The organism is Terrabacter sp. 01T434 (assembly GCF_056398545.1).
Genome location: NZ_JBFTPP010000003.1, coordinates 426,687 through 440,272, shown reverse-complemented (window position 1 = coordinate 440,272; position 13,586 = coordinate 426,687). Strand labels below are relative to the sequence as shown.

5 protein-coding genes are annotated in these 13,586 nt (G+C 68.2%); all 5 read left to right on the top strand.

The window, feature by feature from the left end; translation table 11 throughout:
* Positions 1 to 2 precede the first annotated feature (2 nt).
* From pglX to AC1DIW_RS09500, 5 genes are read left to right on the top strand one after another with little or no spacing between them, the layout of a single operon-like run.
* Positions 3 to 3,536, top strand: coding sequence for a BREX-2 system adenine-specific DNA-methyltransferase PglX (gene pglX / locus AC1DIW_RS09520; RefSeq protein ID WP_478107714.1), 3,534 nt, complete (start codon positions 3 to 5; stop codon positions 3,534 to 3,536).
* Positions 3,537 to 3,568: 32 nt separating this feature from the next.
* Positions 3,569 to 7,321, top strand: coding sequence for a BREX-2 system ATPase PglY family protein (locus AC1DIW_RS09515; RefSeq protein ID WP_478107713.1), 3,753 nt, complete (start codon positions 3,569 to 3,571; stop codon positions 7,319 to 7,321).
* Positions 7,318 to 10,092 (top strand): BREX-2 system phosphatase PglZ, encoded by a 2,775-nt coding sequence (pglZ, locus tag AC1DIW_RS09510; protein ID WP_478107711.1) that lies wholly within the window; start codon positions 7,318 to 7,320, stop codon positions 10,090 to 10,092. Before AC1DIW_RS09515 ends, pglZ begins: the two co-directional genes overlap by 4 nt.
* Entirely contained in the window at positions 10,092 to 11,450 is a 1,359-nt protein-coding gene (gene brxD / locus AC1DIW_RS09505; RefSeq protein WP_478107709.1) for a BREX system ATP-binding protein BrxD, read from the top strand. Before pglZ ends, brxD begins: the two co-directional genes overlap by 1 nt.
* Positions 11,451 to 11,452: 2 nt before the next feature.
* The gene (locus AC1DIW_RS09500) at positions 11,453 to 13,585 is read left to right on the top strand and encodes a DEAD/DEAH box helicase (protein WP_478107707.1); all 2,133 of its coding nucleotides are present in this window, start codon (positions 11,453 to 11,455) and stop codon (positions 13,583 to 13,585) included.
* The last annotated feature ends 1 nt before the right edge of the window (position 13,586 follow it).

The window sequence follows — 13,586 nt, the reverse complement described above, 5'->3', positions numbered from 1 at the left end:
ACGTGGCTGTATCGCCTGACCTCACCGCGGCGCTCAAGAAGGTCGTGCTGTCCCTCGAGGACGACCTCCGCGACCGCGTGGAGACCCAGCAGCCGGACGTGCTCACCGAGTGGCGCTCGCTGCACGAGTCGGCGGTCGCCCGCGAGCGGACGGCCATGTCGTGGCAGGCCTGGCGCGACGACCGCGTCACGCAGGCCGCGGTCGCCTGGGTGTTGACGTCGGTGTTCGTCCGCTTCTGCGAGGACAACCGCCTACTCAAGCCGGTATGGATCGCGGGACCGGCCGAGCGTCGCCAGGAGGCGCTCGACGCCGAGCTCGAGTACTTCCGCCGCAACCCCGAGCACACCGACCGGGAGTGGCTGCTCCAGGCCGTCGATCACCTCCGCGCCATCAAGGGCACGCGCGACCTCGTCGAGTCGCACTCGCCGCTGTGGACGGTGTCCCCGTCCGGTCAGGCAGTCAACCAGCTCATCGGCTTCTGGCGTCAGACGACCGAGGCCGGCGACCTCGTCTGGGACTTCAGCGATCCTGACCTGTCGACGCGCTTCCTCGGCGACCTCTACCAGGACCTCTCGGACTACGCGAAGAAGACCTTCGCGCTGCTCCAGACACCGGAGTTCGTCGAGGAGTTCATCCTCGACCAGACGATGGAGCCCGCGCTTGCCGAGCGACCGCTCGAGGGCTTCACCCTCATCGACCCGACGTGCGGGTCCGGACACTTCCTCCTTGGTGCCTTCGCACGCCTCAACGACCGATGGGCGCGACAGGCACCGGGCCTGGAGATCCAGGCTCGTGTTCAGAAGGCGCTCGATGCCATTCACGGCGTCGATCTCAACCCCTTCGCCGTCGCCATCGCCCGCTTCAGACTCATGGTCGCGGCGCTCCAGGCGAGCGAGCTGATCTCGCTCGAGGACGCCCCTGCCTTCCAGGTCAACTTGGCGGCGGGCGACTCGCTTTTGCATGGTGGCCACCAGTTCTCGATGCAGTTCGATGGTTTGGACGCAGACTCCGCGGTCAGCGGCTTCGCCTATGACACCGAGGACCTCGCCACCTTGCGTAAGATTCTCGAACCCGGACGTTACGACGTCGTGGTCGGCAACCCGCCGTACATCCAACCGCCTGACAGGAAGCTCAACCTCGCCTACCGCGAGCTCTACACCACCTGTTCGGGAAAGTACTCGTTGACTGTCCCGTTCATGGAACGGTTCTTCCAACTCGCCAAGCGGCATGTCGGAGACAAGCCAGCCGGATGGGCGGGCCAGATCACCTCGAACGGGTTCATGAAACGCGAGTTCGGGGTGAAATTGGTCGAGCAGTTCCTGGCCAAGCAGGATCTGCGGCTCATCGTCGACACGTCAGGCGCCTATATTCCGGGGCACGGCACACCGACCGTCATCGTCGTTGGCAGACCGCAGCCCCCAGTCGAGCCAACACTCAGTGCTGTTCTTGGAGTCCGTGGTGAGCCGGGGCAACCGAAAGTCCCCGCAAATGGACGCGTCTGGACCGAGATTGTCGAGCGGGTCGGCGAGAACGATTTCGATGGCGAGTTCGTCACAGCCACAAGCCTGCCGCGCTCTTCCCTCTACACGCACCCATGGTCCCTGACTGGCGGTGGCGCCCCTGAACTCATGCGTCAGGTCGAGAACGCCGCGACTCGACGCCTGGGGTCAGAGGCGAAAGAGATTGGAATCATTGCAGTCATCGGAGAAGAGGACGCATTCGAACTTCCTTCGTGGAGCAGCGAGCCCTTTGCGGAGGCGGTGTTCGGCGAGGGGGTCCGGGATTATCAGGTCACCGGGGAGAAGCGCTTTTGGCCCTACGACGAGCATCTGCAGGTGCTGACAGACTCGCTGGACTCGCGTCACATGTGGCCGTCGCGTCGTGTCGTCCAGGGCTACCTGATGTTTGGCAAGACGCGCGCCGATCGAGGCATGGCGTGGGTCGAGTACGGGATGCTGGCCAAGGCCAAATTGCGGACCACGCTGTCCATAGGTTTCGCCTTCGTAGCGACCCACAATCAGTTCTCTCTGGACCGAAACAGGCGGATTTTCACTAGAACCGCGCCGGTCATCAAGTTGCCAGCGGACGCAACGGAGGATGAACACCTCGCGCTGCTCGGAGTCCTGAACTCGTCCACGGCCTGCTTCTGGCTCAAGCAGAACAGCCACAACAAGGGCAGCACGGTCGATACCAAGGGAGCACGCCAGACCCAGGCTCCATGGGAGGACTTCTACGAGTTCACCGGCACAACGCTGAAGGACTTCCCGCTGCCACGAACGCTCCCGCTCGAGCGGGCACGCACCATCGACCGGTTTGCGGGGCTAGTAACCGAGCGCTTCGAGGACACTGCTCGCCAACGCGATGGTGTCCCGAATGAGGGACTGTTGCAGCGGGCATATGACGGAATCATGGCCAATCGAGCCCTGATGATCGCCGAACAGGAGGAACTCGATTGGGAGGTGTATCGCTCGTACGGGCTCATCGACGGAGACCTGACGTACCAGTGCGAGCGCCTGCCCCCTATCTGCCAGGGAGAGCGTGCCTTCGAGATCGCACTTGCTCGTAAGGCTGCAACGGGGGAGGCCGACGCAGCTTGGTTTGTTCGCCATCGCTCGACTCCGATCACCGAAATCCCATCGCACTGGCCTGAGGACTACCGACAGCTCGTCCAGCGTCGCCTCGACGTCATCGAGTCGAACAAGTTCATCCGTCTGCTTGAGAAGCCGGAGTACAAGCGTCGCTGGGCGACCGAGCCGTGGGACAAGCAGGTAGAAAGTGCCCTCCGGGGCTGGCTGCTCAACCGCCTCGAGGATCGGCGGTTCTGGTTCGACAAGCAGGGTCGTCCCGCCGCGCGTTCCATCGCGCAGCTGGCCGACCTGGTCGAGCGCGATGACGACCTCGTCTCCGTGCTTGGGCTGTGGTCCGGCCGTAGGGACCAGTCTGTGACGCAGTTGCTCAGGAGCCTGCTCGACACGGAGAGCGTGCCGTACCTCGCGGCCTTCCGACTGAAGGACTCGGGCCTGCGCAAGCGGGAGGCGTGGGAGCACACCTGGGACCTGCAGCGCCGTGAGGACGCGGGCGAAAAGGTCGGTGACATCCCGGTGCCGCCCAAGTACACGTCAGCGGACTTCCGCAAGGCGTCGTGGTGGCAGCACCGCGGCAAGCTCGACGTGCCGAAGGAGCGGTTCATCCTCTACCCCGACGCGTCTCGCGAGACTGACGCGACACAGCTGCTCGGCTGGGCCGGCTGGGACCACGCCCAGCAAGCCCTCGCACTGGCATCCGTCATCCAGGAGCGCGAAGCGGAAGGCTGGAGCGACGAGCGACTTATCCCGCTCGTCGCCGGCCTTGCGGAGCTCCAGCCGTGGGTGCGGCAATGGCACGACGAGGACGACGCAACCTTCGGCGTCAACCTCGCCGACTACCTCGAGGAGGAGCTGCGCACCCGCGCGCTCCAGGTCGGCCGCACCATCGACGAGCTCAAGGCCTGGCGTCCCGCGCCTTCCACCCGCGGCCGCAAGCCCCGGACCACGTGAGCGCACCCATGAAAATTTACGCAGGAGCCATCGTGAGCACCCTTCTTCGCGACGTCATCGACATCCCCGAGCGGGCCGGCGCCGAGGACTACGTGCTGCGCCTCACCGACTCGGTCGGCGCCGAGGCCGCGAGCCGAACCATCGACGACTATGTCGTTACCGAGGCCATCGCCCAAGCCTTCGACGACGCGCTCGGGCTCGTCGCTGAGGCCGTCGGCTCCGGAGTGAGCCGCGGTGCGTTCCTCGTCGGTTCGTTCGGCTCCGGTAAGTCGCACTTCATGGCCGTGCTGCACGCCCTCCTCCGGCACGAGCCTGCCGCGCGCGCCAAGGCCGAGCTGCAGGCTGTCATCGCCAAGCACGACCATGCCCTCTACGAACGGAAGATCCTGCCGCTCGCCTTCCACCTCCTCGGTGCCAAGACGATGGAGCAGGCCCTCTTCGAGGGCTACATCCGCCAGATCCGCGAGCTGCACCCTGGCGCCCCGCTGCCGGCCATCCACAAGTCCGACGCCCTTCTTGAGGATGCGTCGAGCATGCGCGAGCGCCTCGGCGACGACGCCTTTTTCGCGGGTCTGAACGGCGGCGCCTCCAAGGGAGACGACGGCGCCGACCCGTGGGCCGCTGTCCTCGGGTCCGGCAGCTGGGACGGGGCGCGCTACGACGAGGCGCGGGCGGCGTCCCCGGCGTCCGAACTGCGCCAACAGCTCGTCTCCGCGCTCGTCGAGACGTACTTCACGGCATACACGCAGCAGGCTGAGTTCGTCGACCTCGACACCGGCCTCGCCGCCATCTCGAGCCACGCGAAGGGGCTCGGCTACGACGCCGTCGTCCTCTTCCTCGACGAGCTCGTGCTGTGGCTCGCCTTCTCGGTGCAGGACCGTGAGTTCTTCCGTCGCGAGTCGCAGAAGCTGACGAAGCTCGTCGAGTCGTCCATCGGTGGGCGCGCCATCCCGCTCATCTCCTTTGTCGCCCGGCAGATGGACCTGCGTCGCTGGTTCGCCGACTCGGGCGCGAGCGGCTCCGAGCAGGAGGCGCTCGACCGCGCCTTCCGGCATCAGGAGGGGCGCTTCGGCCGCGTCGTCCTCGGCGACGACAACCTCCCGTTCGTCGCCAACCGCCGACTCCTGCGCCCGCGCGATGCCGAGGCCGAGCACCAGCTGCAGGATGCCTTCCAGGGCATCGACCGCCGGCCCGACGTGTGGGACGTGCTCCTCGACGGGGTCAACACCGACGAGCGCCACCGAGGAGCCGACGAGCAGGCCTTCCGCCTCACCTACCCCTTCTCGCCGGCGCTCGTGTCGACGCTGCGCTCGCTGGCCAGCGTCATGCAGCGCGAGCGCACTGCGCTCAAGGTCATGCAGCAGATGCTCGTCGACCGGCGCGACACCCTGACCATCGACGAGATCCTCCCGGTCGGCGACTCCTTCGACCTCATCGTCCAGGGACAGACGGGCCAGGCCCTCGACCCCCAGGCCGCGGCCCTCTTCCGCTCGGCGAACAAGCTCTACACCGAGAAGCTGCGCCCGCTCCTGCTGAGCAACCACTCGATCGACGAGCGCACCCTGCGGGACGAGCCCGAGAAGGTGCCGGCCGGCTTCGCCCCCGACGACCGCCTCGCGAAGACGCTGCTGCTTTCAGCCGTTGCGCCGAACGTCCCCGCGCTCAAGTCGTTGACGGCCGCCCGGCTCGCGTCACTCAACCACGGCTCGATCGTCTCGCCCCTTCCAGGTGGAGAGTCACGGCTCGTCCTCACCAAGGTGCGCAACTGGGCCCGGGATGTTCCCGAGATCCATCTCGACGGCGACGGTGCCAACCCGACGATCCGCGTCCAGCTCTCCGAGGTGGACTACGAGTCCATCGTCGAGCGCGCCAAGGGTGAGGACAACGAGGGCCGGCGTCGTGAGCTCATCAAGGACCTCGTGAGCGACACGCTCGGCGTGCAGCTCGGCCAGCAGGACATCCAGGGGGCCTACAGCCACGACATCATCTGGCGGGGCTCTCGCCGCAAGGTCGACGTGCTCTTCGGCAACGTGCGCGACCGCAGCTGGCTCTCCGACGACCACTTCCGGGACGTGCCTGGGACGTGGAGGGTCGTCATCGACCACCCGTTCGACGACGCCGGGCACTCCTCGTCGGAAGACCTGCAGCGCATCGATGACATGCAGACCAAGGGCTTCCAAGCGCGCACCATCGTCTGGCTGCCGCGGTTCCTCTCGGACGAGAAGATCCGCGACCTGCGTCGCCTCGTCATCCTCAACTGGCTCCTCGAGGGCAGCGGTGACCGTTGGCAGAGCCATGCCGACCACCTCAACGAAGCCGACCGCGCCCTCGCCAAGGGCATCCTCGAGTCGCAGCGCAACACCATCCGCCGCAGCCTCGAGGACGCCATCCAGCAGGCGTACGGTGCCGCATCCCCGCGACCGGGGACTCTCGTCGACGACCCCGCGCACGACCGCACCCTCGTCTCGCTCGACCGTTCCTTCGCCCCGTCGAACCCTGTTGGCGCCACGCTCGGGATCGCCTTCACCAACCTGCTCTCGCAGGCGTTCGAGGCGACCTACGCCGGGCACCCGACCTTCGAGCCCGGCGATGTGGAGGTCAAGGTCAAGGACCTTCGGGTCGTTGCTGCGCACATCGCCCGAGCCGCCGCTGACAAGGAGAAGCGCGTCGAGCTGCAAGGCGACACCGCCGCGGTGCGGCGCATCGCCGGTCCGCTTGGCGTCGGCACGGCCACGGAGATGCACTACCTGCTCGGCGACGAGCGGTTCAGCCCCTGGGGCCAGGAGATCGAGCGTGCCCTCGGCCGCCGAGATCAGGACAAGGGAGTCGGCCCACACGAGCCGGTGTCGGTCGCCGAACTGCGCGCCTGGATCGATGACGTCAAGCCTGCTCAGGGGCTGCGGCCCGAGGTGAGCGACCTCGTCATCATCACGTGGGCGGCGCTGCGCCAGCGCGCGTGGTTCCAGCACGGCGCTCCGCTATCTGCTGTCCCGGAGCCGGGCGCCCTCGCGCCGAGCATGGAGCTGCGCACCCAGCCGATGCCCACCGCCGGCGAGTGGTCCGCGGCAACGGCTGCCGCGGGCGGCCTGCTCGGCATCACCGGCGCTCCCCATCTCACCGCTCCCGCGGTGGCCGACTTCGAGAGGAAGGCCACGGAGGCCGCCAAGGAGCTGTCCTCGGCAGCGCCGACGCACGTCGCTGCCATTGAGGCGGCATACAGCAGGTTGGGCGTTAGCGCTGGCGCCCGACTCGACACGGCCCGTGCTAGCGGAGCACTCGTCCAGCAGCTGCGGCACTTGACCGGCGTCGACCTTGTGCGTCGTCTCGCCACGGCCGACCTCGGGGGTGCCACGGCGACGGCTGCGGGCAAGTCGCTCGCCTCGGCTGCCGACGTGGCGCGAACGCTCGATGGCTTCGAGTGGAAGCGGCTCAACCCGCTGACGGCCGCGATGCAGGGCGAAGGTGACGCGGCCACGCAGGCAGCCGGTGTCATCAACGATCTGCGCTCGGCGCTCGAGCAGGACGAGATCGTGACGCCGGTCGCCAGGGCGCTCAAGGCCGCTGAAGACGGCATCTTCGACTGGCTGACGCGCTTCGTTGACCCAACGCCGCCGATCGTCGGCCCGGGCCCAGGTCCTGGCCCGATCGAGCCGCGAGGATGGCTCTCGGGCAAAGCCACTCGTGGAGCGAGCTCCTCCAACAGCGACGTCCTCAACGAGCTGAGCGCCTTCCTCGACCAGTACGCGGGCAAGTCCGTCGAGGTCACCTGGCGGGTGGTCGAATGACCGCTGGTGTCTCGGCGACCCCCGTCAGCACGTCGATGGTGCTGGCGATCGTCGACGAAGCGCGGGAGAAGGGCTATGCGTCCGGAGTCATCGGTATGCGGGGCGCACCTGACCGAGGTGTCAGCGCCGACGTGCAGCATCATGCACGCACCGTGCGGATCCGCCCGGCCGAATCGGCGCTCGCGGTCCGTGAGGTGCTGCGTGAGCACCACGACGGCGACTGGATGGTCGTCGTCACCGACCGCGACGACGCCGACCTCGGTGCCGGCGTGCTCGCCCACTTCGTGTGGCAGCGGCTGCGCAGCCCCGACCCGTGGGAGGCGGTGCGGCACCGCTTCGCTGCCACGGGCATCGACCCGGCTCTCACCCTCGGCCAGAGCAAGGACCTCGCCGTCGCGCTCCTCGCCGCAACACCCCCGACCGGATGGCCCGCGGCGCCTGCTGGCATCTTGACGCGGTCCCATGCCTTGGCGTCCGTGGCACGTGCCCACCTGGACCTCGAGGGCGACACCGCGGACGTCCTCGCAGTGCTCCGGTGGTCCATGCGGCCCTCGGCGGTCACCTCGGTGGCCGAGCTGCGAGAGTCCTTTGGCGACAGACTCGCCGACGAGACGCTCAACTGGATCGCTGACCGTTCCGGTGCCTCAGCGGCCCCGGTGCGGGCCATGCTGCGCCAAGGCGAGATGGCCGACATCGTCCCACTCGGCATCGTGCTCAGTGTGTTGACGTCCGAACGCATCGCGTCGCCTGAGTCAGCGCACGCGGCTCAGCTCGCCCTGGTGCGGTTGGAGCCCCGATGGAACGGTCTCGTGCCGCCCGTCCAGGCGCTCCGGGCTCTCGGGGGAGCGGCGACGGCGCTCCTGGCCGACCTCGTGCACGACCAGCGTTGGCAGGCGCACGTCGAGCGCGTCCTCCAGAGGGCTGACGCCATCGTCACCCAGGTTCAGGCCGAGCCGCTGAGCGTCCATTCGGACCTGCTGCCCAGCGGCTTCCGCGCGCGACTTGCGGTGCTGGCCGACGCCCTTCGACGCGGCGCGTCGTCGACCGATCCCGCGTCGTCGGCAGGCGACGACATCGAGACGGCGTGGGGGAGGGTCACGGCCCACCGCCTCGGCACGGTGGGCGGTCCGCTACTGCGGCCTCTTCACGCGGCCGTCCGACTGACCCGCTGGCTGCGCGGCACCCCACAGGTCACGTCATCCGACCTTGGCTCGCTCGCCCGCGCCTACATGGACGACGCAGCCTGGGTCGATGCTGCGATCAACGACGCCTTCATCGGCGTTGACGACCCCCACCTGACCGCGGGGCTGGCGGCGGTCCTCAACACTGCGCGGGCACGGCGCTCGGGGGATGAACGGTCGTTCGCCTCGGCGCTGGCTCACAGCACGGCCCAGTCGGGCAGCGCTGACCTTGACGGTCAGGCCTCTGATGCCGGCACCATCTGGTACCTCGAGCGACTGCTGCCCAAGGTCGTCCTCCCAATGGCCACCAAGGCGCCGGTGTTTCTTCTGGTCATGGACGGGATGAGCGCCGCGACCGCGACCGAGATCCTCACCGACGCCACCGAGCGGCTCGGCTGGGTCGAGGCCGCCTTGCCTCGCACCCCGGCACAACGGCGGGCGGCTGCGCTGGCGGTGCTGCCGTCTCTCACCGAGATGAGCCGTGCGTCGATGCTCAGCGGTCGGCTGGCCCAGGGCCAGCAGGCCGTCGAGGTGAAGAACTACGTCGAGCTCACGACGAAGGCCGGCAAGCTCAAGGCGGCGTTGTTTCACAAGAAGTCCGTCGACAGCACCGCCGCGGGCGCGTCAGTGGGGGCGGACGTCGGCGCCGCGCTCGATGACCCCGAGACGAAGCTCGTCACCGTCGTGCTCAACACCATCGACGATGCCCTCGACCGCAGCGACCCCGCCGGCACGACTTGGAACGCCGAGGCCGTCAAGCACCTTGAGCCGCTGCTGGCTCGCGCGCGGGGGGCGGGGCGAACGGTCGTCATCACGGCCGACCACGGCCACGTCGTCGAGCGCCGTGAGGGGACCCAGCGTGCGTACGCCGAGATCACGAGCGGACGGTCGCGCGCCGTGACCGGGGCCGTGGAAGAGGGTGAGGTCGAGGTCGCAGGGCCGCGCGTGCTGACGCCCGACCACCACGCCGTCCTGGCCGTGGATGAGGGCCTTCGGTACGCGCCGCTCAAGGCCGGCTATCACGGCGGCGCTAGCGCCGCAGAGGTCGTCGTGCCCGTCGCGGTGCTCTTGCCGGACGAGGACAGCAACCCGCTCGGGCTCGACCTGCTTCCACCTCAGGTGCCCGCGTGGTGGCTGACCGAAGAGAGCGCCGCCGTTGCTGCTCCAGTGCTTGTGGCGAGCCCCATGCCCGACCTGACGCCGCTCGTGGCCACAGGCAAGGATCTCGGTCCGACACTCTTCGACGAGGTCGTCCCTGCAGCTGGACCGGCGGAGACCGTGACGCTCGGCGCCGCCGTCGTAGCCAGCAGCGTGTATAGGGCGCAGCGGCGGATGGCCGGCAGGCTCATCGTCAAGGACGACCAAGTGACCGCTCTCGTCGACACGCTCGCTGCCGCCAACGGCGGCAGGCTGCCGCTCGCTCTCGCGGCACGCGCTCTGGGGCTCAACGAGACCCGACTCCGTGGGGCTCTCGCGCAGGTGCAGCAGCTGCTCAACGTCGAGGGCTATGCCGTGATCGGCTCCGAGCCGCAGACCGGCACTGTGGTGCTCGATGAGCGACTGCTGCGCGACCAGTTCGAGGTGCGGTGATGGTGCAGGACGTCTCGAGCCGTCGCCGCCGCGATGTAATCAACGCGCTCCGCCGCGGCACGGTCCCGGAGTCCGGCCTCGACTTGCTCGCCGTGGGTCTCGACCGGTTCGGCGGGGCGATCGATGCGGAGCTCGATGCCGTGTCGGACGGCGGCGCCGTCTTCAAGGCCGTGCGCGGTGAGTACGGAGCGGGCAAGACCTTCTTCACGAGGTTTCTGGCTGAACGCGCGATGCGTCGCGGCTTCGCCACGGCCGAGGTGCAGATCTCCGAGACGCAGACCCCCCTGCACCGGCTGGAGTCGGTCTACCGGCGAATCACGGAGTCGATGCGGACGACGTCGATCCCGCCGAGCGCCTTCCGTGCGGTTCTTGACTCGTGGCTGTTCACCATCGAGACGGACGCTGTGGAAGCCAACCCCGCGCTGGCCTGGGCGGATGAAGCGGCTGTCGGTACGGCCGTCGACCAGCTGCTCGAGAGCCGGTTGGCGACGGTGAGCTCGAAAACGCCCGTCTTCGCGCAAGCGCTGCGCGGATATCGCGCCGCCGTGGCACGCGGAGATGGCGCCACCGCTGATGGGCTGGCGGCCTGGATGGGCGGGCAACCACAGGTCGCCGGCGCGGCCAAGCGAGCGGCCGGCATCCGGGGAGAGCTCGACCACTTCGGCGCTATGGGCTTCCTTCAGGGCCTGCTCACGGTGCTCCGCGACGCTGGACACCCCGGGCTCGTGCTCGTGCTCGACGAGGTCGAGACCCTCCAGCGAGTGCGAGGAGACGTGCGCGACAAGGCGTTCAACGCGCTGCGCCAGCTCATCGACGAGATCGATGCCGGACGTTTCCGCGGGCTCTACCTCGTCATCACCGGGACGCCGGCGTTCTATGACGGGCCCTCGGGGGTACCTCGGCTTCCTCCCTTGGCGCAGAGGCTTTCGACCGACTTCGGCACCGACGCGCGGTTCGACAACCCACGTGCCGTGCAGATCCGACTGCCCGGGTTCAGCCACGACTCGCTCGTCACCCTCGGCCACAAGGTGCGCAACCTCTATGCCGATGGTAGCGAGCGCGGTGACCGCGTCCGATCAGTCGTCGACGACGCATACATCGGCGCACTCGCCGATGCAGTGGCTGGTCAGCTCGGCGGACGCATCGGGATCGCTCCTCGGGTGTTCCTCAAGAAGCTCGTGTCCGACGTGCTCGACCGAGTGGACCAGTTCGAGGACTTCGACCCGCGGGTCCACTACTCCTTGACCGTCGACGTGGGCGAGCTCTCCGATGTCGAGCGGGTGGCCCACGGGCGCTCAGCGCCTGGGAAGCCGGCCGGTTCGCTGGATGAGATCGACCTCGACGTGGACGAGGACTGACGGTGGCGGGGGAGCCGTTCGACCGGCTGCACCCCGTGGTCCAGCACCACATCGTCAACAGCCTCGGCTGGCCAGGGTTGAGGCCGCTCCAAGGTGAGGCCGTGCAGCCGCTGCTGGCAGGGTGGGACGCGGTGCTGCTGGCTCCGACGGCCGGGGGCAAAACCGAGGCTGCGATGTTTCCCCTTCTGACGAAGATGGAGAACGAGCAGTGGGCGGGTCTCTCGCTGCTCTACATCTGCCCGCTCAAGGCGTTGCTCAACAACCTGCAGCCGCGCCTCGAGAGCTACGCCGCATGGCTGGGGCGGGAGGTGTCCACCCGTCACGGAGACACGTCGGCGGGCGCACGGAAACGTCAGACGACCGAGCGTCCCTCCGTCCTTCTAACGACCCCTGAGTCCGTGGAGGCCATGCTCGTCTCTCGACTGGTGGACGCACCGCGCATGTTCGGTGACCTCCGGGCCGTCGTCGTCGACGAGGTCCACGCCTTTGCAGGCGACGACCGTGGATGGCATCTGCTCGCGGTGCTCGAGCGGTTGACCCAGATTGCCGGGCGTCCCGTGCAGCGGGTCGGACTCTCGGCCACCGTCGGCAACGCGCCCGAGCTGCTGACCTGGCTGCAGGGTCGCGGTGCCGGGGGGCGCCCGGCGACCGTGGTGTCGCCGTCCGCTGCCGCGCCCGGAGCCGCGGATCTGGCACTTGACTACGTCGGGAGCGTAAACAACGCCGCAACTGTTCTCTCGCGCCTGCACGTCGGTGAGAAGCGGCTCGTCTTCGCGGACTCTCGCCGCACGGTGGAGGAGGTGGCGACGCAGCTCAGAGAGCTATCGGTCGAGACCTTCGTGTCGCACTCGTCGCTGTCTCTTGAAGAGCGACGCCGGGCGGAAGCGGCGTTCGCCGAAGCACGGAACTGCGTCATCGTGTCGACGTCGACGCTGGAGCTCGGTATCGACGTCGGCGATCTTGACCGCGTGGTCCAGATCGGGGCTCCCAACTCCGTAGCGTCGGTGCTGCAGCGCCTCGGGCGCGCCGGCCGGCGTCCCGGGACGACGCGCAACATGACCTTCCTTGCGCTCGACGACGTCGAGCTCGTTCGCGCTGCCGGACTCCTGCTCCTGATGGGTGAGGGTTTCGTCGAGCCCGTGACAGCGCCCAGCGGACCGAGGCACGTTGCGGCCCAACAGCTCTTGGGGACAGCGCTGCAGAAGGGGCACATCGACGTGCGCGCGGAGTCGACGTGGATGAGCGGGCTCGGCCTCGCGACCGACGCCGAGCTGGACCAGGTGGCGCAATGGCTCGTCGACACCGATCACCTCAGCCTGGACTCCGGCCTCGCATTCGTTGGCAATGCTGCCGAGCGACGGTACGGGTCACGCAACTTCATGGATCTGCTGGCCATCTTCACCGCCGTGCCCGAGGTGACGGTGCTCCACGGACGCACCGAGGTCGGCAGCGTCGACCCGCTTTTGCTGACGTCGAAGGTCGAAGGTCAGCGTGTGATCGCCTTGGCCGGCCGACCATGGGCCGTCACTCACGTCGACTGGAAGCGGCGGCGTGCCTACGTCGAGCCGAGCGAGCAGCCCGGAAGGTCCAAGTGGAGCGGCGACCCGAGGCCGTACTCGTTTGAGCTGTCAGGCGCCATCCGTCGGCTCCTTCTGGGGGCAGACCCGGCCGGCGCGAAGCTCAGCGAGCGCGCCGTGGTCCGTCTGAGCAAGGTGCGAGAGTCGTTCGCCACACGCGTCGACCATGCCGCAACAGTGGTTGCTCAGGAGCACGTCCGCCTCAAGTGGTGGACCTTCGCGGGAGCACGCGCCAACGCGGTGCTCACGGCGGCTTTTGGTGCCGTCGCACCTGAATTGTTGGATGAGTGGACCTTCAGCAACCTCAACATCTCACTTCGCTCTGATGCGACGGCTGCGGCGGTTCAAAGCGCTCTCGGGGTTGCTCGAAGGGAGTTCGGGGACGACCTCGCAGGTGTCGCCCCCGAGGTCAGCGTGGATGCCCTGAAGAAGCTCAAGTTCTCGGAGCTGCTACCGCCAGAGCTGGCACTGCGAACGCTGGCGGCCAGGGGAGCCGATCACGTGGGCGCTGCCGCCATCAGCCGGCGTCCCGTGGTCCACACCTCTGCGTCAGAATGAC

Bases quoted from the DNA above. Each gene is read 5' to 3' on its own strand.
- pglZ (WP_478107711.1), top strand. From the start codon at position 7,318: ATGACCGCTGGTGTCTCGGCGACCCCCGTCAGCACGTCGATGGTGCTG.
- brxD (WP_478107709.1), top strand. From the start codon at position 10,092: ATGGTGCAGGACGTCTCGAGCCGTCGCCGCCGCGATGTAATCAACGCG.